The sequence below is a fragment of the Desulfurispirillum indicum S5 genome, assembly GCF_000177635.2.
Taxonomy (GTDB): Bacteria; Chrysiogenota; Chrysiogenetes; order Chrysiogenales; family Chrysiogenaceae; genus Desulfurispirillum; species Desulfurispirillum indicum.
The window spans coordinates 142,614-162,500 of the sequence record NC_014836.1; the positions used below are offsets into that span (position 1 = coordinate 142,614).

At 56.9% G+C, this 19,887-nt stretch carries 22 protein-coding genes and 1 tRNA gene (1 of these 23 cut by a window edge); 15 read left to right on the top strand and 8 right to left on the bottom strand.

Features of this window, described 5'->3' with window-relative positions:
* Positions 1-20: 20 nt before the first annotated feature.
* The 7 genes from SELIN_RS00665 to SELIN_RS00700 all read right to left on the bottom strand — a co-directional run bounded on the left by SELIN_RS00665 (position 21) and on the right by SELIN_RS00700 (position 6,001).
* On the bottom strand, positions 21-419 hold the full coding sequence (locus SELIN_RS00665) for a hemerythrin domain-containing protein (protein ID WP_013504780.1): 399 nt from the start codon (positions 417-419) through the stop codon (positions 21-23).
* A gap of 83 nt (positions 420-502) precedes the next feature.
* The gene (locus tag SELIN_RS00670) at positions 503-898 is read right to left on the bottom strand and encodes a secondary thiamine-phosphate synthase enzyme YjbQ (protein WP_013504781.1); all 396 of its coding nucleotides are present in this window, start codon (positions 896-898) and stop codon (positions 503-505) included.
* Between the two features lie 63 nt (positions 899-961).
* Complete coding sequence (elbB, locus tag SELIN_RS00675; protein ID WP_013504782.1) at positions 962-1,624, bottom strand: isoprenoid biosynthesis glyoxalase ElbB; 663 nt, start codon at positions 1,622-1,624, stop codon at positions 962-964.
* Positions 1,625-1,680: 56 nt separating this feature from the next.
* On the bottom strand, positions 1,681-2,148 hold the full coding sequence (locus SELIN_RS00680) for a protein-export chaperone SecB (RefSeq protein WP_013504783.1): 468 nt from the start codon (positions 2,146-2,148) through the stop codon (positions 1,681-1,683).
* Positions 2,149-3,666: 1,518 nt separating this feature from the next.
* On the bottom strand, positions 3,667-4,392 hold the full coding sequence (locus SELIN_RS00690; RefSeq protein WP_013504785.1) for a GAF domain-containing protein: 726 nt from the start codon (positions 4,390-4,392) through the stop codon (positions 3,667-3,669).
* Positions 4,392-5,255 (bottom strand): HDOD domain-containing protein, encoded by an 864-nt coding sequence (locus SELIN_RS00695; RefSeq protein ID WP_013504786.1) that lies wholly within the window; start codon positions 5,253-5,255, stop codon positions 4,392-4,394. The genes SELIN_RS00690 and SELIN_RS00695 overlap by 1 nt, the downstream gene beginning before the upstream one ends.
* Entirely contained in the window at positions 5,252-6,001 is a 750-nt protein-coding gene (locus SELIN_RS00700) for a hypothetical protein (protein ID WP_013504787.1), read from the bottom strand. Before SELIN_RS00700 ends, SELIN_RS00695 begins: the two co-directional genes overlap by 4 nt.
* A gap of 186 nt (positions 6,002-6,187) precedes the next feature.
* On the opposite strand from SELIN_RS00700, the gene SELIN_RS00705 reads away from it, so the two are divergent.
* The 12 genes from SELIN_RS00705 to SELIN_RS00760 all read left to right on the top strand — a co-directional run bounded on the left by SELIN_RS00705 (position 6,188) and on the right by SELIN_RS00760 (position 15,164).
* Positions 6,188-6,273, top strand: a tRNA-Leu gene (locus SELIN_RS00705).
* 52 nt (positions 6,274-6,325) lie between these two features.
* Positions 6,326-7,102 carry a purine nucleoside phosphorylase YfiH/LACC1 family protein gene (locus tag SELIN_RS14365; RefSeq protein WP_013504788.1) on the top strand — a complete coding sequence of 259 codons (777 nt, stop codon included), beginning with the start codon at positions 6,326-6,328 and terminating at the stop codon, positions 7,100-7,102.
* On the top strand, positions 7,090-7,758 hold the full coding sequence (locus SELIN_RS00715) for a YggS family pyridoxal phosphate-dependent enzyme (RefSeq protein WP_013504789.1): 669 nt from the start codon (positions 7,090-7,092) through the stop codon (positions 7,756-7,758). Before SELIN_RS14365 ends, SELIN_RS00715 begins: the two co-directional genes overlap by 13 nt.
* A gap of 40 nt (positions 7,759-7,798) precedes the next feature.
* A complete protein-coding gene (gene proC / locus SELIN_RS00720; RefSeq protein WP_013504790.1) occupies positions 7,799-8,620 on the top strand; it encodes a pyrroline-5-carboxylate reductase in 822 nt (273 codons plus the stop codon).
* A gap of 19 nt (positions 8,621-8,639) precedes the next feature.
* The gene (locus SELIN_RS00725) at positions 8,640-8,897 is read left to right on the top strand and encodes a YggT family protein (RefSeq protein WP_156787997.1); all 258 of its coding nucleotides are present in this window, start codon (positions 8,640-8,642) and stop codon (positions 8,895-8,897) included.
* Between the two features lie 15 nt (positions 8,898-8,912).
* A complete protein-coding gene (locus SELIN_RS00730; RefSeq protein WP_013504792.1) occupies positions 8,913-9,650 on the top strand; it encodes a DivIVA domain-containing protein in 738 nt (245 codons plus the stop codon).
* Positions 9,637-9,915, top strand: coding sequence for a DUF167 domain-containing protein (locus SELIN_RS00735; RefSeq protein ID WP_013504793.1), 279 nt, complete (start codon positions 9,637-9,639; stop codon positions 9,913-9,915). The genes SELIN_RS00730 and SELIN_RS00735 overlap by 14 nt, the downstream gene beginning before the upstream one ends.
* Complete coding sequence (gene mtnA, locus SELIN_RS00740; protein WP_013504794.1) at positions 9,912-10,955, top strand: S-methyl-5-thioribose-1-phosphate isomerase; 1,044 nt, start codon at positions 9,912-9,914, stop codon at positions 10,953-10,955. Before SELIN_RS00735 ends, mtnA begins: the two co-directional genes overlap by 4 nt.
* Positions 10,956-11,068: 113 nt before the next feature.
* Positions 11,069-11,452 (top strand): lactoylglutathione lyase, encoded by a 384-nt coding sequence (gloA, locus tag SELIN_RS00745; protein WP_013504795.1) that lies wholly within the window; start codon positions 11,069-11,071, stop codon positions 11,450-11,452.
* Positions 11,453-11,458: 6 nt separating this feature from the next.
* Positions 11,459-11,857 (top strand): DUF1622 domain-containing protein, encoded by a 399-nt coding sequence (locus SELIN_RS00750; protein WP_013504796.1) that lies wholly within the window; start codon positions 11,459-11,461, stop codon positions 11,855-11,857.
* A 74-nt stretch (positions 11,858-11,931) separates the two neighbouring features.
* Positions 11,932-13,224 (top strand): MFS transporter, encoded by a 1,293-nt coding sequence (locus tag SELIN_RS00755; protein ID WP_013504797.1) that lies wholly within the window; start codon positions 11,932-11,934, stop codon positions 13,222-13,224.
* Between the two features lie 86 nt (positions 13,225-13,310).
* On the top strand, positions 13,311-15,164 hold the full coding sequence (locus SELIN_RS00760) for an SLC13 family permease (protein WP_013504798.1): 1,854 nt from the start codon (positions 13,311-13,313) through the stop codon (positions 15,162-15,164).
* An 81-nt stretch (positions 15,165-15,245) separates the two neighbouring features.
* On the opposite strand, the gene SELIN_RS13605 is transcribed toward SELIN_RS00760, so the two are convergent.
* Complete coding sequence (locus SELIN_RS13605) at positions 15,246-17,228, bottom strand: methyl-accepting chemotaxis protein (RefSeq protein ID WP_013504799.1); 1,983 nt, start codon at positions 17,226-17,228, stop codon at positions 15,246-15,248.
* Positions 17,229-17,733: 505 nt separating this feature from the next.
* Here SELIN_RS13605 and SELIN_RS00770 point away from each other — a divergent pair.
* The 3 genes from SELIN_RS00770 to SELIN_RS00780 form a co-directional block, all read left to right on the top strand.
* A complete protein-coding gene (locus SELIN_RS00770; RefSeq protein ID WP_013504800.1) occupies positions 17,734-18,006 on the top strand; it encodes a LapA family protein in 273 nt (90 codons plus the stop codon).
* Positions 17,999-19,321: a M48 family metalloprotease gene (locus SELIN_RS00775; protein WP_013504801.1), complete on the top strand. Its 1,323-nt coding sequence runs from the start codon at positions 17,999-18,001 to the stop codon at positions 19,319-19,321. The genes SELIN_RS00770 and SELIN_RS00775 overlap by 8 nt, the downstream gene beginning before the upstream one ends.
* A gap of 110 nt (positions 19,322-19,431) precedes the next feature.
* On the top strand, positions 19,432-19,887 hold the 5' portion of the coding sequence (locus SELIN_RS00780; RefSeq protein ID WP_013504802.1) for an ion transporter. The gene runs 366 nt beyond the window's last position; the window shows 456 of its 822 coding nt (coding positions 1-456); its start codon is at positions 19,432-19,434; its stop codon lies beyond the right edge, outside the window.

Sequence of the window (19,887 nt, forward strand, 5' to 3'; positions counted from 1 at the left end):
TCGGACTGCTGAGGGGCTTTTCAGGTGCTGAGCTTTTCAAACTCCCGGTAGAGGATTGATTCCTCACGGCTGATTCTCTGGCGCAGGGTTGCGTAAAGTTTGCCGAAATCCCGTGCGAAATCCAGGCGGTTCTTCTCTTCCCAGGGGTGCTCAAAAAATGCCACGGCGAACCTGGATATTTCATCCATCTCACTGGCAAAGCTGGAGTATATTTTCCCCAGGCGCGGGTCCTGGCGGGATGCCTGCTCCAGCTTGGGGTAGAGGTGGCGATCCTCCTTTTCCAGATGCGCCAGCAGCGCTTTTTTCGCCCCCATGAGCTTTTGACGTCCGGTTTCATTGCCGACTCCCAGCTGCCGCACTTCGTCCAGCAGGCAGAAGAGTTCCTTGTGATCGTGTATGAGTTCCTGAATCAGTGCCATGATAGCCTCCTTGAAGAGTATTCTGGAGGAAATATAGCTGCGTAGAAGAAAGTTCCCTTGAGCTACGTCAAAAGAAGGCGAATTCAGGCGGGACAGAATTGCAGATAGACCTGACGCTGGCGTGGGCCGTCAAATTCGCAGAAGTAGAGCCCCTGCCAGGTTCCAAGCTGCAGAGCTCCTCTGGCGACGATCATCTGCGCGGAGCAGCCCAGCAGGCTTGATTTGATGTGGGCGTCGGAGTTGCCTTCCATATGCCTGAAGGAAGGATCAGCAGGAATTCTGCTCTTGAGGAAGTGTTGCAGGTCTACCGCGACATCGGGGTCGGCATTTTCGTTGATGGTCAGAGCCGCCGTGGTGTGGGGCGTGAAAGCGAGGAGAATTCCATCTTTCCAGCCGTTTTCCCGCACAGCCTCGTGGAGAGAGCGGGTAATTTCAATGAACTGGGTGCGTTCGTGGGAGTGGAGTGTCAGGACGTGCATGGTGACCTCAAAAAAAGAGCCGGAAAAGGCTTCCGGCTCAAGGGGGGATCGTGAAACGGGGGGTTATGCCAACTCGAGGACGTTCTGTACCAGCTTGTCGATGCCCGATTTCACTTCAGACATCCTCTGCCCCAGCATGTAGGCGGGGGTCGTGACGATGCGGTGTTCATTGTCAACGACCACGTCAGTTACCCGTGCCTCTATGTGATTCGCACCGGTTCTGCTGATCTGTTCAGCCGTGGCGCTATCGCTGCCTATAGTAAGTTTCACATTATTGTCGCCGAAAACCCTGGCGACAACAGCTGGCGCTATGCAGATGGCTCCCAGCACTTTTTTGGCGGAGTACGCTTCTTTCAGGACCCGCTCCACTTCAGGATGTATGCTGCACTCAGCGCCCTGTGTCGCGAAGGTGGAGAGATTCTTGGCCACACCGAATCCACCTGGCATAATGATGGCGTCAAAGTCGCTGCCCTTGACATCGGCGATGGGAGTGATATTGCCGCGCGCCACCCGGGCCGATTCCACGAAGACATTGCGTGTTTCACCGGCAGCCACTTCACCGGTGGCATGGTTGATGACGTGCATCTGGGCCACATCCGGTGCCACGCAGGTGACGATTGCCCCGGCCTTTTCCAGGGCCAGCAGGGTGAAGACAGATTCGTAGATCTCAGCACCATCAAAAACTCCGCAGCCAGCAAGAATAACGCATACCTTTTTTGTGGACATGTTTACCTCCTTTTCGGGCTTTCAGCAGGGGTTACGATTATCGATGATTCTGGGCTTCAGCTGGTGGTTTCCTCATCGGAGGGCTGCTTCGGTGCCTCTGCCGGGCGATTTTTTTTTGCCTGGTACAGCTCCATGAAGTTGACGCTGGGCAGGGTTATGGCGCCGTATTCGCTGCGCATGCTGAGGTTTGCCACACATTCGCGGCTGTACGGAAAGAGGATTGATGGGCAGTTCACGTTGAGGATAATTTCACGATCCTCTTCGTCAAAGTCATCCTTCAGGGCGAAAATGCCGGAAAGTACGACTTCCATGACAAAGGGGGCAGTTTTCTCCTCGGCAAACACCAGGGCGGTGATCAGGGTGACCTTGTACTTCTCGTCATCCAGACGGGTGTACTTGGTGTTGATGTTCATCTGCATATCCTGCTGCCCTTTGACATCCTTGAGGGCGTAGCGCGGACGGGTCCGGTAATGGACTCCCTCCAGCATGGTTCCCAGCAAGTGTACGGCACCGATTCCGCTCATGTTCTCTCCTTTGACCGTATGGCGATTCTGGTCAGTTGATTTTCTGTGACAGCCTATACGAAAACCATAAAAAATGTACAGTGAAAAGGCGTTGGGGTGTTGTGGAAAAACTGTTGATGTTTTCATTGTTTTGAGGGGAAGAAGTCGATGCTCCAAGGGTCAGTGGGCAGGTGAGTTAGGGTGGCTGCTCCATCGGGTGTTCTTGGGAGGTCGTAAATTCAACGGACACTTTTGCGTATTTCTTGAGATTGCCCGCTGATTATCTTCTTTATTTGGTGTAGGTTAGCGTGGGTTCGGCAGTGGCGCCTCAGGGTGGCAGTTTCCCAATGGAATATGCCTGTGACTTTTTGCCCGTGCCGAATACGCTCTCCAGGTTCTCCCGTGTTTTGTTACCAAGTGCCTGTTGATAACATGTTGATAGCCTTGGGGTGTTAGTGGCAACTCCAGATACATGTAGCTTTACGGTAAACTGAAGTTTCGCACTCCCGAAACGACAGGTTGACTGCGCCGATCCTGGCACTATGTTGGAATGGAGGAAATGGTTCTGCACAGACTGCGTCGCTTGACATTGCCCTCACCCTGTTTATGAGTTTCTTTTGCCACTTTTGGGTCGCCAAAAGTGGCGTAAAAGCGACCCCCAGTGCTGTCCTTTTCAGCCGTCCGCTTGCCTGGAACTGGGGACCGCAAACAACCGCCCTCCGTGGCTTTTGGTTTGCGGTTGCCGCCCTCGTGGCGGCAACCCTGCGGGTCCATCGCGTTATGCAGGCAATTGAAAAGTTCTCAGGTGCAAGGCGCACGCAAGGTGAGGAGTGAGACGTACTTCCTGTACGTCGCAGTGACGAGCACTGGTGAGCAACGCCGCAGATGAGGCTTTTCAGCAGCCTGACAGTCGGCGCGTTCTGGCTGGGAAAGTACACGGGGGAGAGACAGAAGCAGACAGTTCCCCCCTGAGCCCGTCCGGTGAGTGCGACGCCTGGCTGGCAAGACCCGAAGGGACACTCACAGGAAGTGAGTGGTCCGGCAGCACTGCAGGGATGCAGGGGTCAGGCAACGCAAAGAGGCCCAGGTGCAAGGCGCGGGCAAAGCGAGAAAGGAGGCGTACTTCCCTGTACGTCGCAGTGACGAGCGATGCCCTGCAACGCAGCAGATGGGCCTCTTTGAGCAGCCTGCTGCCGGATCTCCAGAACAGGCGAGCAAACGAGCCGGAAAAACGGGCGTTCGGGGGGCGCGTTTTTGGGTCCTTTTTGCGCGGTCAAAAAGGACAATATCCGGAAACAAAAAGTGGAATACCAGATAAGTCAAGCATTCAAAATCAATACGGTTTCCGCGATATAAATGTCAGAATAATAACACCTTAACCTAAGACAACAAGATGCGAAACTTGAGGGTAAAGCGATCCAACATTGGCGGACTCTGGAAATCACCCATCTGTGGCTTTGCCCGCGGTGCCTCATTGCCGCAAGCGCAGGGGAAGCGCCCTTGCTCCTTGTTCGCGGGCAACCTGGCACCTTGGGTTATTCAGTTGCCTGTGTCTTCCCCGGGGCTGGATTGGGCATTGTAGATGAGTACGTTGTGGTAGAGGTAGTAGGCCATGAATTCGCCGAGGGTTTCAAAGATGCGGATATCGTGTTCATGGAAGAAGCCCTTGATATGATGGGAGAAGCACAGAACCCCCAGCAGCTCCTTGCGGCAGATGAGTGGAGTGCAGATAAGTGAATTGATGGGAGTACCCAGCGCATCCTTAGCGGTGAAACGCGTGTCCCGTGTGACATCACCAAGCAGGGCGGTTTCACGGTGCTGGGCAACCCAGCCGGTCAGACCTTCGCCCATGGCGAAAGTCACGGGTTCGGTATCCTTTCCAGGAAGACTTATCTTCTGGTGCTCGCGATTATAGCTGGAGATCATCTCCAGCGAGTCCTCGTTGCAGAGGAAAAGGGCCATATTATGGAAGGGCATCTCCAGAGCCACGACCTCAAGGGCGTGCCTGGCGGCATCTTCCTTGGTGGGGAAGTTGCGGTCACTTTGCAGCAGGACTATGGCGCAGGAGAGCGCGTTGATGATTTTATCGTAATTGATGCGCAGGTCATTGAGGGAGCGGTAGGCAATCTGCTTTTCCAGCACCAGGAAGGATATCTTCTGCAGCGCGCTGCGGAACCCGTGATCTGCAACTTCATCCAGATCCTTGCGGGTTTTGCGGCCTTTCAGTACATCGTCGATCAGTGAGGTAACCTGTTGCATTTCCATTAGAGCAGCTCCGATACCAGTGATGAGATTTCTTCCTGGAGAGCAGATGTTTTGTGCAGCACTTCCTGTATCTTCTCTTCAGTGGTTCCCGTAATTTCCTGCACCAATACTGTATAGGATTCGGAATGCGGTGCCAAGGTTATAATGGGCTCTTCTGCGAACACGTGCCTGGAGAGGATATCGCCCATGGCCACAATGGCTGACAATCCGCGATATGGATCCTGGCTGTCCATGTGGTCAACCCGGTGGTGGTTTTCAATGGCGGCGCAGATGGGCTTGGGAAGTTTCCAGCGCATGGCGATATGGTGGCCGAGATTCCAGTGATCCACTCCATACAGCTCTTCTTCCGCTTCCTTCAGGGCGCTGCCGGCACGGACTTTCAGCTCCAGGGCGCCGTAGCTGCTGTCATCAAGCACCTGCATGGCGAGGCTGCCGATGTTATGCAGGATGCCGGTGACATAGGCAAGTTCACTGTGGGGCAGGCGGCTGTCCCGGGCAATGGTCTTGCTGAGTATGGCCACGCAGAGGCTGTGACGCCAGAACTGGCTCAGGTGCTGCTGGGCCATGTTGGAGCGCTCGCCAAGCTGTGCGGCAAAAGCGCCCAGAACCAGACCGCTCAGGGAGTCCATACCGATGCGCATGATCGCGTTCTGTACACTGCTGCACTCCTTGCCGCGGGCGTAGTAGGCGCTGTTGGCCATACCGAGAATGCGCCCGCTCAGGGTCGGGTCCATGGAAATTGAACGCGCGATTTTCTCGAAATTGACATTGTCGTCGTTCAGGGTTTCCACGACTTCTGCGATGACACCTGAGGGGCTGGGAAAGGATTCTGTGGAGTCAAGAAGCTGGACGATACGACTCATGGAGTACTCTCCTGTAAAAGTTTCTCGATATTCTGCTTCAGCCGTGTTGCTTCGTTAAAGTGCACCGAGTCCGGGTGTACCTTGTTGAGCCAGAAGAGGATAAAGCGCACCTGGTGGGCCGCGATGTTTTGCTCACTTTCCGTCAGCAGCAGGGTGATATCCCTGCGGGCGATTTCCATGGCAAGCCGTGACTGCAGCATCTGGACCTCATGGTCGACGGGCCGAATTTTTTCAGAGTACGAGTACGCTAGGCGCAGCTCTCCGGCGCGGGCATAGGACTGTGCCTGTTGGATATAGTGCTGGCGGGCCAGGGCCCGTGCATGGTCGCGCTTGCGATATATCTGCTGTTCCAGAGCGTCAATGCGAGGCAGATCGCCAAGTTCCCTTTTGCGGACTTCGACGATTGCCAGCAGCGCCGACTCCAGAAGTCGCTCCACCCGGTCAAAGTCCTTTTCCGCTATGGCGGCGTCGGATTTCTCCAGGAAATCCTCTATGGTTTCCGCCACTTCCAGCGTCATCAGGGCAAAACGGGAGTTGCGCTGCATCAGCAGCGCCTTTTGATTGTAGCGGTAGGAGTCCACTGCCTGTACAAAAAGCTGGTGGGCCTGACGATAGTCCTCCTGGCGGTAGTGCTCCATTCCTTCACGGTACAGTCGGAAGGATTCATGGGTCATCAGATGAAACAGTGCGTACAGTAATACGCCAAAAAAGACTATGGGGAACAGGAGTTTTCGCACAGTACCCATGGGAAGCCTCTTTCATTCATCCTAATCCCTTAAGTTACCATATGAAGAATGAGAAATCACAGGGAATATTGAAAAGTCGCTGCGAGAATTCACTCCCCGTGCGCCTCGACAATTTTCTTGTATTTGCCGAATTCGTCTATTGACATCCCGTGGCGATTTGCCTATATATGTCAGGCATTCAAATTCGGGGCTGTGGCGGAATTGGTAGACGCACTGTCTTCAGGTGGCAGCGGCCACAAGCCGTGGGAGTTCGAGTCTCCCCAGCCCCACCACTTTTTCTCTTTTTTCTCACCGCAATAATTGCTCTTCCCATAAGGATTATCGGTGTACCTTCGCTCCTCCCACTCGCCTGTGGAAATACTCTTTTCTTCTCTTGCCTCATCCGATATCAGTCACGGGTTTACCACTGCCCGAAACGGATTCAGTTCTGGTGCCTATGGCCGGGGGAACCTGTCGTGGCGTGTTGGCGATGATCCATCAGCGGTTCAGCGCAACTGGGATGGCCTGCTGGGCTCTCTGGGTATTGCTGCGATCTCCCTTCCGCTGCAGGTGCATGGCATTCATAGTGCCTATGTTGGCGCGCCCCTTGAGGGTGAAGTCATTGAAGCTGACGCCCTCTGGACCGATCAGCCCGGTGTTGCCATTGGAGTGCTGACGGCCGACTGCATGCCCATTCTTCTGGAACTGCGTGACCAGAGCGACCAGCTGATTGCCGTGGCGGCAGTGCATGCTGGCTGGAAAGGCGCGCTCGGCAATATTCTGGCAGCTTGCTTCGGGGAGGTGAGCCGCCAATGGCCCCAGGTGTATGCCCCGGCCTGTAAAGCCTTCCTCGGGCCGTCGATCTGTGGGAATTGTTACGAAGTGGGTCAGGATCTGGCGGAAAAATTCTCGGCCAGTGGTTACGGGGGGGCGGTGCAGTGGCAAAATGGTAACTCTTTGCTTGATTTATGGAAAGTTGCCGTATTACAATTGTCGTCGTTGGGCTTTTTATCAGGCAATATAGATATTGCCGCAGAGTGTACCAAATGCTGTGCGGGATACTTCTCCTACCGACGGTGCTCCGATACCGGAAGGGAGCTTGCGTTTATATGGATGAAATAGCCCTTCACTACACCCGTATCTGTGCCGAAATCCATGCCCTGAGCCAGCAGGCCGGGCAGGAATCTCCGGTGCTGGTGGCCGTATCCAAAACGTTTCCGGCCTCCGCAGTTTTGGAGGCCTATGGTGCAGGGTGTCGCGATTTTGGTGAAAATCGACTGCCGGAATTTCTGCAGAAAGTGCGGGAGCTTCCCCGGGACATTCGCTGGCACTTCGTGGGCCAGCTGCAAAGCCGCAAAGCGCGGGACGTGGTGGGCAAAGCGCACCTGATTCACTCCCTTGATCGCCTCTCCCTGGCAGAAGCTGTGGAAAAACAGGCTGCCAGCCTGAAGCTGGTGCAGGGCTGTCTGGTGCAGGTGAATATCGGCGACGAACCCCAGAAGGGTGGAGTGAAGCCCGCAGACCTCAGTGGATTTATCGGCCAGCTGCGCTCGTTTCCCCATGTTGAGGTACGTGGACTGATGTGTATTCCCCCTGCCTCCGAAGACGCGACCCTGTACTTCCGTCAGATGAGGCAACTGCGACAGCGCATGCAGGAGGAGTTTCCCGGTCTGGGCGGCGAACTGTCCATGGGCATGAGTGACGACTATAGCCTGGCTGTCCGTGAGGGCAGTACTCTGGTAAGAATAGGATCAGCCATCTTTGGCCAGCGCGGATAACGACAGTTTCCCCGCTGCCAGGACGCTGTAAGGAGAGCATGTGTATCAGTATCAATACGGGTTTATCGGCTCCGGAAATATGGCAGAAGCCTTTGTGCGTGGAATTCTGCAGAAATCTGCGACGCAGCCGCAGCAGGTACTCTGCTGCGACATCGATCCCAGGCGCCTGGAAGCCCTCGCTCAGGCTTTTCCCGGCATCGCTACCACGAATGACCTGGCCGATATGAATGCCTGCCGCATACTCCTGCTCTGCGTGAAACCGGCGCAGATAGCAGCTGTCTGCGAAAAACTGCATGGCCTGCTGAGCTCAGAAGAACATATCCTGATCTCGGTGGCCGCCGGCATTCCCATGGCAGTGCTGCAGCGGCATTTGCCCGGCCGCAAGGTGGTGCGGGCCATGCCCAATACGCCTGCCCTGGTGGGAGCCGGTGCCACTGGCTACTGTGTTGACAGTACCCTGAGTGAGTCCAGGCGCCGGGAAGTCCAGGAACTTTTTGAGGCGGTGGGAGTTGCCTTTGAACTGGAAGAAAAGCAGCTTGATGTCGTCACCGCCCTTTCCGGCGGTGGACCGGCCTATATCTGCCTGGTGACTGAAGCTCTGGCCGACGCTGGCGTACGCCTGGGGCTCAGCCGCTCCGTGGCCCAGGCCCTGGCGGCCCAGACACTTCTTGGAACCGGCTCCATGATTCTGCAGACGGGCGAGCATCCTGCGGTGCTGCGCGAAAAAGTTTGCAGTCCGGGGGGAACCACTATAGAAGGTATCTGTGCCCTGGAAATGGCCGCGGTACGCGGGGCGTTTGCCGAAGCAGTGGCTGCGGCATACGACAAGGCAAAACTCTTGGGAGAGGTTTATAATGGGTAGTGTTGGCGGAAGCTTTTTGATGACCTTGGTCAGTACCATCAGTTTTGTTATCAATATATATACCTGGATTCTCATCGCGCGGGTGTTCATGTCGTGGATCAATCCCGACCCCTATAATCCCGTGGTGCAGTTTATCTATCGCATAACCGAGCCGGTGCTGGAGCCGTTCAGGCGCATAATCCCGCCCCTTGGCGGCGTCGATCTTTCACCCATTGTGGTGTTTATTCTCATACGTTTCCTGGAGAACCTCATTCTGGGCTCTTTCCGAATGTACTAAGTGGAGGATTGGCATATGGAACCAGCAATTCCTGAATTTGAAACCTCGTTCCGGGGGTACGACAAGGAGCAGGTGGAGGCTTACATCACCGATCTCCAGGAGAAGATCATTCAGTTGAACCAGCAGAACAAGGAAATTCAGGAACGTCTCGACGCCATTGTCGGCGACGAGAAAATGCTGAAATCCACCCTCTTCCAGGCCCAGCGCTTCTCGGATAACGCAAAAAAAGAAGCTGAAGAACACAAGAAAGCCATTCTCCAGGAAGCCAGCCAGCTCCAGAAAAAACTGCGCGATGAAATTGAGCAAAAGCGCCAGTTTATGGAACAGGGCCTCCACGAGATGATGAACCGCTACAGCAGCGCCCTCAAGGAGCTGAAGTTTGTCTTTAACTCCGGCGTGGTCTTTACCGAGCAGATGGAGTCGAAGTTCAAGCGCCTGTGTACGGAGACAAAAACCGAGACCTCCCTGGAAGATGAAACCCGCTTTGCCTTGGTGGACAGCGATCTGTCGGCGGCAAAAGCCCAGGATGAAAACGTACTGCCCGACGACCTCTCGGCCGATCTCGACCGCGCCCTGGAAGCCATTGACGCCATTGAGGCCCTGGAAGAACTGGAGCAAACTGCCGTTTACGATCCGCCCGCCAGTGAAACCCCTTCCAATCCCATCTCCGCTTCCGATGAAGGCGAATACAGCGAAGAAGAGCTGGATCGCTTCCTGCGCTCCCTGCGAGACGGAGAGAATGAAAAAAGGTGATGGCCCGTCACTGACCCTGCAACTGAAAGTGCAACCCCGCAGCTCGCGAACCGAACTGCTGCGGGAAGCTGATGGACAACTGAAGCTGCGCCTGAACGCCCCTCCCGTTGATGGTGCAGCTAATCAGCAGGTAATCGAATTTTTCTCCCGGCTTCTGAGTATCCCCAAATCCCGCATATCCATAGTCCAGGGCCAGCAGAGCCGCCGCAAGGTCATTGCTTTGCTTGGTGTTGAGCCCGCCATCCTCGAAAAGGTACTGCCATGACGGAAACCCTGCGTTTTGACTCTTCCTCCAGCGAACTGCACCTCCTCGATCAGCGTATCCTGCCCCATCAAACCGCCTATATCCGCTGTCGCACCCATGGGGAAGTGGCTGACGCCATTACCACCATGGTCGTACGCGGAGCACCCGCCATCGGCGTGGCCGCAGCCTATGGTGTTTACCTGGGCGCCCTGGAGGCGCTCAAGAACCAGGAGAGCATCAGCCATACCATGGAGCAGGTCTTTGCCCTGCTGGCCGCTTCACGCCCAACGGCGGTCAACCTCTTCTGGGCCATAGAAAAGATGCGACGCGTCAGTGAACGCCATATGACCGCAGATCCGCAAATATGGCGACAGGCGCTTCTGGAGGAAGCGCTGCGCATACACGCCGATGACGTGGAATCGAACCGGCGCATGGGAGCGTACGGTGCGCCTTTGCTGCCCGCGGGTGGTGGAGTGCTGACCCACTGCAACGCCGGAGCGCTGGCCACCGCCGGCTATGGCACCGCCCTGGGTGTTATTCGCAGCGCGGTATCCGCAGGCCGTGGCATTCAGGTTTATGCCACCGAAACTCGACCTTTTCTGCAGGGAGCCCGCTTGACCGCCTTTGAGCTCCTGCAGGACAATATCCCCGTCACCCTGTTGTGCGACAACATGGTGGGCTCCCTGATGGCCCAGGGAAAAATTCAGGCCGTGGTGGTGGGAGCGGATCGCATTGCCGCCAATGGCGACACTGCCAACAAGATCGGAACCTACACCATTGCCATTGTCGCCAAAGAGCACGGTATCCCCGTGTATATCGCCGCTCCCTGTTCCACCATTGATCTGCAGATCGCCTCCGGCGATCAGATTGTCATCGAGCAGCGCGACCCCGCTGAAGTCACCCATCTGCAGGGGCACCATATCGCCGCAGCGGGTGTGCAGGTGGAAAACCCCTCATTTGATGTAACCCCTGCTCGCTTTATCAGTGCCATTATTACCGACAAGGGTGTGGCATATCCTCCCTACCGGGAAACACTAGCCCAGCTGGTTGGCTCCGACTGAAATCGGAGCCTCTCTTTATTTCTGGCCATGCTGCGCGGAATTGTTATCCGGACCAGACTTGGGTATCATATTCATGAAATTTCCCTGAACGCGCAATGAATGAGGAGGAAACCATGCGATTTCTGCACACCATGATTCGGGTCGGCAACCTGGAAAAGTCCCTGGACTTCTACACGAATATCCTCGGTATGCGGCTGCTGCGCAAAGAAGACTACCCCGAAGGCAAGTTCACCCTGGCCTTTGTGGGATTTGGCAGCGAGGCGGAGAACACGGTTCTGGAACTGACCCATAACTGGGATACCTCATCCTATGAGATGGGCAGCGGATTTGGCCATATCGCCATCGGTGTGGAAGACGTGTATGCCGCCTGCGAGAAAATCCGCGCCAAAGGCGGCAAAATAATACGCGAAGCCGGCCCCATGAAGCACGGCACCACCATCCTGGCCTTTGTGGAAGACCCCGATGGCTACAAAGTTGAACTGCTGGGCCTGAAGTAACCCGCCATGGTCATGGACACCATCGTTCTCATCAAAGACATCATCTACTACATCATCAGTTTCATTGGCATCGCCGTGGTGCTGTGGGCCGTCCTGGAAGCCACTATCAAGTTTCTGCGGGTCGAGCTGGTATGGCGTCACGATCTCAAGCGCTTTTCCTATGAAACGCGCATTATTCGCGAGCGCCTTGGAATACATCTGATTTTCAGCCTCGATATCTTTGTGGGTGCCGATATTATTAAGACCGTTGGCGCCCCCACCATGGAAAGTGTGATTATTCTGCTGGTCATCGTCAGTATCCGCATCGCCCTGAGCTATTTCCTTGCCAAGGAGATTGAGCGCAATAAAGAGATGATGAAGGAGCTGGATGAGCGCTATCGCGATAATGAAAGTAATGCGAAGTAGTTATTCTGGTGCGCCCCTGGATATTGGGAGTGCGCCTTTCTGTAAATGGAACTTCGCTCTGGAAAGGGAGTCTTTTGTTTCCCAAACAGGATATATACCGGCTGCTGATAAACCACGAGGAGGAGGCTCGCGCCTGTCGTGATCTTCCCGAGAGCGCCTGTCGTGAGGTGCCTCGCAACTTCTTTCTGCAGCTGATCAGTCAGGTGATGGCGTCCCTGGGTGATCTGTTGATCAATCCCAAAACCGTGCTGGCCTGGTTGCTGGGCGCGGTGGGTGCTCCAGGGCTGGTGGCCTGGCTGGTGCCGGTGCGGGAGTCGGGCTCCATGGTTCCCCAGATTGTGATTGGTGCCTGGATGCGGCGCAGACCGGTGCGCAAGTTTTTCTGGGTGGCGGGGAGTCTGGGGCAGGCCCTCTGTGTGCTGGGTATGGCTGCCAGTGTGTGGCTGCTCAGTGGTCTGTGGGCCGGTCTGTCCATTCTGGCCTGTCTGGTGGCTTTTTCCCTGGCGAGGGGCTTCTGTTCGGTGGCCCAGAAGGATGTGCTGGGCAAGACCATTCCCAAAGGGCGGCGGGGCCGTCTGACGGGGATCGCCACCACGGTCAGCGGACTTTTGGTTGTTCTTTTCAGCCTGCTGCTCTTTCGTGATCAGGGGGAGCCGTCTCTGACGTTTTACCTGACCTTGCTGGTGGTGGCGGCGGTTCTGTGGATACTGGCTGGTTGGCTCTTTGCCTGTATTGATGAACAGCCGGGGGAGACGGGCGGGGGAGTGAACGCCCTGGGGGAGGCTTTCGGAAATCTGCGCCTGGTGCGCGACGACCTGCTTTTTCGACGTTTTGTCATCGCCCGTGGCCTGCTGCTCAGCTCGGCTCTGGTGGCACCCTACCTGGTGGTGCTGGCCCAGCAGCAGAGTCCGGGGGCCTGGCTGCTGGGGGTGTTCATGGTGGCCAGTAGTCTGGGGAGCGCGGTCAGTGCTCTGATCTGGGGCCTGATGGCCGATCAGTCGAGCCGTCGCGTGATGCTGTGGGGCGGGATCATGGCCAGTGCTGTCAGCCTGCTGGTGGGTGCCGTGAGCCTGGGGGCGCAGGAGCCTTCGGCACTGGTGTGGTTCTATCCGGCGGCCTTTCTGGTGCTCAGTATCGCCCATGCTGGTATCCGGCTGGGGCGCAAGACCTACCTGGTGGATATGGCCGGTGGCAACAAGCGCACTGATTACACGGCGGTCAGCAACACTTTGATTGGTGTCCTGCTGCTGGTGATGGGTGGGTTGACGGCGCTGGTTTCCCTGCTTTCGGTCAGTGCGGTGGTGATTTTCCTTGGGGTGATGGGCGTGCTGGGGACCCTCATGACAGCGCAGCTTCGGGAGGTATAGACTCTCTGCGAGCACTGTTTTCCATTGACGACTGATTGAGATAGACACCGTGCAGCTGCGGTTCATTTCCTATGGGGAGAGTGAAAGTGCCAACGGAGCAGTGGTTTATTCTGAGTATTCTTGCCGGCACCCTGGCGATGTTTCTCTGGGGGCGCTGGCGTCACGATATGGTGGCTGGAGGTGCTTTGCTGGCTTGTGTGCTGGTGGGGCTGGTGCCCGGTGCCGAGGCGTTCAGCGGCTTTGGTCATCCGGCGGTGATCACGGTCGCCTGTGTCCTGGTGCTCAGCCGAGGCCTGCAGCTGACGGGGGCAGTGGATGCCCTGGCCCAGCGCATGCTGCCTTCCAACCCCGGCCCCATTGAAGCCATTGCGGCTTTGACTCTGGTGGGGGCAGTTCTGTCGGCTTTCATGAATAATGTGGGAGCCCTGGCCTTGCTGATGCCCATTGCGGTTCAGCTGGCCCGGCGGCTGGAGATTCCTCCGGGGCGCGTGCTCATGCCCCTGGCTTTTGGAACCATTCTGGGAGGCATGACCACCCTGATCGGTACGCCGCCCAACCTGCTGGTTTCCGGCTTCCGTGCCGAGAATGGCTCCGGCAGTTTCAGCATGTTCGATTTTTCTGCGGTGGGAGGCGTGGTGGCCCTCACCGGAATTGTGTTTATCGCCCTGATTGGCTGGAGGCTGGTGCCTCGTCGTCAGCAGGCTGGTGGTGACAGCTTTGAGACCAGCACCTACTTCACTGAGGTGCGGGTGGAGGAGAAGAGCAAGGCGGCGGGCAAGACCCTGGAGGAGATAGAGGCGCAGCTGGAAGAGGCCGATGCCCAGATTGTGGCCCTGGTGCGCAATGAGTACCGCGTCACGGCCCCCAATATGCGTCAGCTGTTGCGGGCAGGGGATATCCTGATTATCGAAGCGGACCCGAAATCCCTCTCTGCGGCTCTCTCAGGCACTGGGCTGCAGCTTGAGGAAGCGGTGGCGGTCGACGGTGGCGAAGGTGATGAAGAAGCTGTCCTCCAGGAGGCCTCGACACAGGAGAGTGATGCCGGGAATGGCGAAAAGGAGCAGCGCGGCAAAGAGGACGACGAAATTGTCCTGCAGGAGCTGGTGATTATGCCACACTCTGCCATGGTGGGTCGCAGCGCCAGCGACGTACAGATTCGCACCCGTTACGGTTTGAATCTGCTGGCTATTGCCCGTCAGGGTAGCCGGACTATCCGGCGCCTGCGTTCAACTCCAGTGCAGTCCGGCGATGTTCTGCTGATGCAGGGGCGGCCTGAAGCTCTGTCAGCCTTTGCCAGTGAGATCAGTGGCGTGCCTTTGGCCCAGCGTTCCATCGATATTCCCGATAAGCGCAAGGCGACCATCGCCATGTTGGTCATGGCGGCGGCGGTTGCTGGGGCCGCTTTTGGGCTGCTGCCAGCGGCCATCTCCTTTGCGGCGGGTATGCTGGCGTTTATGGCGCTGCGCATTGTACCCCTGCGCTCGGTGTATAACTCCATCGACTGGACGGTAATCGTTCTGCTGGGGGCCATGATTCCCGTTGCCGGAGCCATGGCCGACACGGGGGCTGCTGATATGCTGGCGGGGCTGCTGCTGGAAAATATTGCCCGTGGCAGTGCCGTTGCGGCGGTGGTGGTTCTTCTGGTGGTGACCATGACCCTGTCGGACTTTATGAACAACGCGGCCACGGCTGCGGTGATGTGCCAGATTGCCATCAGTACGGCCCTGCAGCTTGGCGTGAATGCGGATACTTACCTGATGGCGGTGGCGGTGGGGGCATCCTGTTCGTTCCTGACGCCCATCGGTCACCAGAACAATACCCTGATCCTGGGGCCGGGAGGATTTCGCTTCGGCGACTACTGGCGCCTGGGCCTGCCCATGGAAATCCTGGTGGTGGCGGTCGGGGTGCCCATGATCCTGTGGGTGTGGCCGCTGGTATGATTTTTTCCCCCGCAGGGGCATAGAGAAAAGGGGGTTGCGCGTTTTACGCGCAACCCCCTTCTGACGTGGTGCTTTGTGTGCTCAGGCGGGAAGCCACGGGCGGTTGGATTCGCCTTTGAGGCGGAAGCGCGATGTCTGGGAGCTGAGATCTTCAGCGATGCGGCTCAGGTCAGCGGCTGCCTGGGAGATGGCGGCTGCCTGGTGAGCGTTTTCCTCGGTGATGCCCCGGATGCCTTCGACGCTGCCGGCGATCTGATTGGTGGTGGCGGCCTGCTGCTGAGCTGCTGCGGCAATCTGGGCAATCATGTCGGCCATTTCCTGGGTCAGCGCCGCAATTTCGTCCAGTTTCTGTCCTGCCTGGCGGGCCGTCTGGGTGCCGGTTTCCACGTTGCGTACACTGGCTTCAATGCTGGTGACCGCCGAGGATGCCTGCCTCTGCAGGCCTTGAATCATGGTGTTGATTTCGCCGGTGGCGTCCTGGGTTCGCTCCGCCAGTTTGCGCACTTCATCGGCGACTACGGCAAACCCTCTGCCGGACTCTCCGGCCCGTGCGGCTTCAATGGCAGCGTTGAGGGCCAGGAGATTCGTCTGGTCGGCTATTTCGTCTATGACGCCTGTGATTTTTCCGATTTCCCCTACGGTTGCACCCAGTGACTGTATCACCCGGGAAGAGTCGGCAACGTTGCCGGCGATTTCGTCCATTTTCTGCACGGCAGCCAGAACGGCCTTGCGACCTTCCAGGGAGGCCTCACTGGCATTCTGGGCCCGGTCGGAAGTCTGGTGGATATTCTGGGCGATCTGCTCTACGGTGGCGTGCATTTCGTTGACAGCAACTGCCAGCTCCCCGGTACTCTGGGACTGGTTGTCGGCGCCCTGGGCGAGCTGGGAAGCAGTGGCCGAGAGCTCTTCGGAGCTGGATGAGACGGAAGAGACGGCCATGTTGATTTCACTCAGGGTGCCACTGAGCTGCTCGTTCATCGTGTTGAAGGTGTCAGCCAGCTGGCCTATTTCATCGCGGGAGAGTACGGGAACCTCCTGGCGGAAATCCCCCCTGGCGATGGTGCTGGCGACCTGAACCGTGCGCTGTATGGGAGGGGCGATGACAGATTTTAGCAACAGGTATACGACTGCGATCATGATGACGACCGCTGCGATCATGGCCAACATCAGGGAGTTCTTAATGCGATCCGATGATACAAAGGCGGCGTTAAATACGTCCAGGGGCTGCCCCACCAGCTGCATGCCGATCAACGTACCCGTATAGTCAGTGAGGGGAGCAAAAGTGACAAAATACTCGTCAGTAAAGGCGTAACCGTGTTGCTGGAGAAACTGATAGTCGACTTTCTGAGCAAAGGCGATAGTCTCAGCGCAGAACCAGGTATCGTTGGCCACCACAAAGGGGCCGATTTTCTGATTGTTTCTCAGCCCGGTACTCACCTGAAGAGCGCGCTCGTTCAGCAGCACAATGTAGCGGTCGCCACGGGACAGAAAGTCTCGACTGACGCTGCCAAATCCAGTGGATATTTCCACGGCGCCGATGTAGCTTCCATGGTTGAAAACCGGAGCCATGGCGCGCAGGGTCACCTCGCTGGCTCCCGGCTCCAGGGCCGTGAAGGGCCTCTGCTCTGTGCGAATGCGCTGGGCGGTTGGGCGAAACGAGGTCAGGTCGTCACCAAAGAGATCGGGTCGGAAGGTTCTCAGGATTGTGTAACCCCGCTCGTCGTGCAGGTGGACGCGCAGGTTATTGACTTCGGTTGCGTCGCGAAAGACCTGAGCGAGCTCACGCAGCTCCTGGAGCAGTCCGGCCCGCTCGTTCAGGATCATGCCCTCTTTGATGCTGCTGCTGGATGCCAGGGCAATGGCGATTCCAAGGGTATTTTCCTCTTTGTCGCGCACGCTGTCTTCCACTTGTTGCTGCAGCACGTCCGCGATTTCTGCGATGCGCTGCTCGACATAGCGCTTTTTTTCAAAGCTGGTAAAGACGATTGCCGAAACCAGCACCAGGACGCCAACGGCGATCAGGCTGGCCATGAACTTCAATTGCATGGAAAGATTCTGAAACATAAAGGGCCTCGTTACGGGAGTTTTGCTCAAGGCTGGATAAGCCGTTGAAAAAGGGCAGTGTGATGTTGGCACTGCCCCTGGGGAGTGGCGAGGCGATGAAGCACTGGCTGAGGTGTTGCTCAAGCGGCAGCTCCATGCCTTGTTTGCCATATGGGAATTCTATGCGGAAAACGCTTCTTGGTAAAGAAAAATCGAACTAATGATACGATGCGTACCATTTTCGCGCAACAACGTGGTGGTCTCAGGTGGCTTAGCATTGATCGCCTGGCGAGCGCGTCCTGGTAAGATAATTTTTTGAAAGAGCTTATGTGGAGTCGCTGAGCGGTTGCCTCCCTGTCTGGCCAGGCAGTTGGTATGCTGCAGATGGTCTTGCTGGTGATGGTTCGGGTATCGATGCAAAGCTGTTGCGCTGAAAGCCCTTCAGGCTTATAGTAGGAGGCGCGCCAGGAGATGGGCGTCTCAGAGGAATTTTGGCTTGAGAACCTCTTGCACAGGAGAGTGAGTCATGGATGGGAAGTTTGATCTCAGGAAACTTGACGTAAAGACCCTCAAACGCATCGGGCTGGGGGCAGCGGCCCTGCTGCTGGTGATCGTGCTCTTTCAGAACATTCACTCCGTTGATACCCGCCTGCTCTTTATCAAAATCACCATGCCCCATGCGGTCTGGGCCATACTCTTTCTGGGTGCTGGCTTTATTGCCGGATGGCTGATGGGCCGCGCGCGCCTGCGGCGCGAAGAGCCCCAGGAATTTGAAGACCTGGAAAAAGAAGATGACTAGAAGTGTCTGTGAGATGAGTGTTTGCCTTCTCCGACGAGACTTTCTGTATCTGGGTGTTGCTGCTGGCACTCTGGCTTTCCTGCCCGGCTGCTCCAAGAATCCGGTCACGGGTCGCCGTGAGCTGATGCTCATGTCAGCCAGCCAGGAAGTGGATATTGATCGGGAAAATGCGCCCCATCAGATATCCGCTGACTATGGTGTCGTGCAGGATGCGCGCCTGGCAGAATATGTCTCCGGGGTGGGTCAGGCTATGGTTCCCAGGACCCATCGGCCGGACATGCCCTACAGCTTCAATTGCCTGGGCGCCACCTATATTAATGCCTACGCCTTTCCCGGTGGTACCATCGGCATCACCCGCGGAATTCTCCTGACCATGGAGAGTGAGGCCGAACTGGCTGCCCTGATCGGCCATGAGATTGGCCACGTCAGTGCTCGCCACACCTCCCAGCGCATGAGCCGTGGCATGCTTGCCAGCCTGGCCGTCGCCGGGGCCGCTGTTGCCTTTGTCGATGAGCGCTATGCTGGCGTAGCGGCTGGACTGGGTGCCATCGGGGCCGGAGTGCTGCTGGCCAGCTATGGTCGGGATCAGGAACGGGAAGCCGACGCCCTGGGGCTTGAATATACGGTCAGGAGTGGCTACAGTCCCGAGGGGTTCGTGGGTCTGATGTCCATGCTCAATGACCTTTCGGGCAGCCGGGAATACAATCGGGTGGAGTTGCTCTTTTCCACCCACCCCATGAGCCGTGAGCGCTATGAAACTGCCCTGCGCCAGGCGCGCAGTGGCCGTTACGATGCCAGTAAGCCTCTGCACCGGGAGCGCTACATGGATAATACCGCATCCCTGCGGGCTATCCGTGGCGCCATCGAGGCCACCCAGCGTGGTGACGCCGAAATGGCGGGCAAGCGTTACGATAAGGCCCAGGAACACTATGCCACAGCCCTGAAAATTGCTCCCCGCGACTACGCCACCCATCTGATGATGGCCAAGTGCCTGCTGGCGCAGGAAAAGCCAGCAGAAGCCGCCGTCTATGCCCGCAACGGTCGCGACCTCTCTCCTGCAGAGCCCCAGGCCCACCATGTTCTGGGCTTTGCCTCCCTGCAGCAGGGACAGTTTGAGCAGTCGCTGCAGGCGTTCAGCAGCTACCAGCAGATGCTGCCTGGCAACCCTAATACCATTTTCTTTATCGGCTACAGCCATGAAGGCCTTGGCAACCGCCCTGCAGCTGCCCAGCATTACGAAGCCTTTCTCAAGCAGGTTCAGGATGGACCCAACGCGCAGCATGCCCGCCAGCGGCTGGCGCAGTGGAGCAGTTAGCAGGCGGCTCCTGTCAGGGATGTCGAAAGCCACCGTTATCACGGTGGCTTTTTTCTTGCGCTCAGCCGGAAATTTCATACTATATGTCGGCGAAAATGGAGGTCACCAGCATGGGAATGATTCAGCATATAGTTCAGCATCAGCGGTTTCAGCAAATCGTTATCGGCCTGATTTTCACCAACGCTGTGATTATCGGCATGGAGACCTACCCTGCGCTGTATGATCCGAACCCTCAGCTGTTTTTCTGGCTTGAGCAGGCTTTCCTGTGGGCCTTTACTGTTGAAATTGCGCTGCGCATGGTTGCCGCCGGCTCACCAGTGCGCTTTTTCAAGAGCGGCTGGAACCTCTTTGACTTTGTAATTGTCGCCAGCGGGCACCTCTTTGTGGGCGGGTACTTTATCTCTGTCCTGCGTATTCTGCGTGTCCTGCGCGTATTGCGGGCGATAACCGTGATTCCCTCCCTGCAGCGCATGGTGGCCGCATTGCTGCGCACCATTCCCGCCATTGGCAATATCATGATTCTGCTCAGCATACTCTTCTATCTTTTTGCCGTGATTGGAACCATA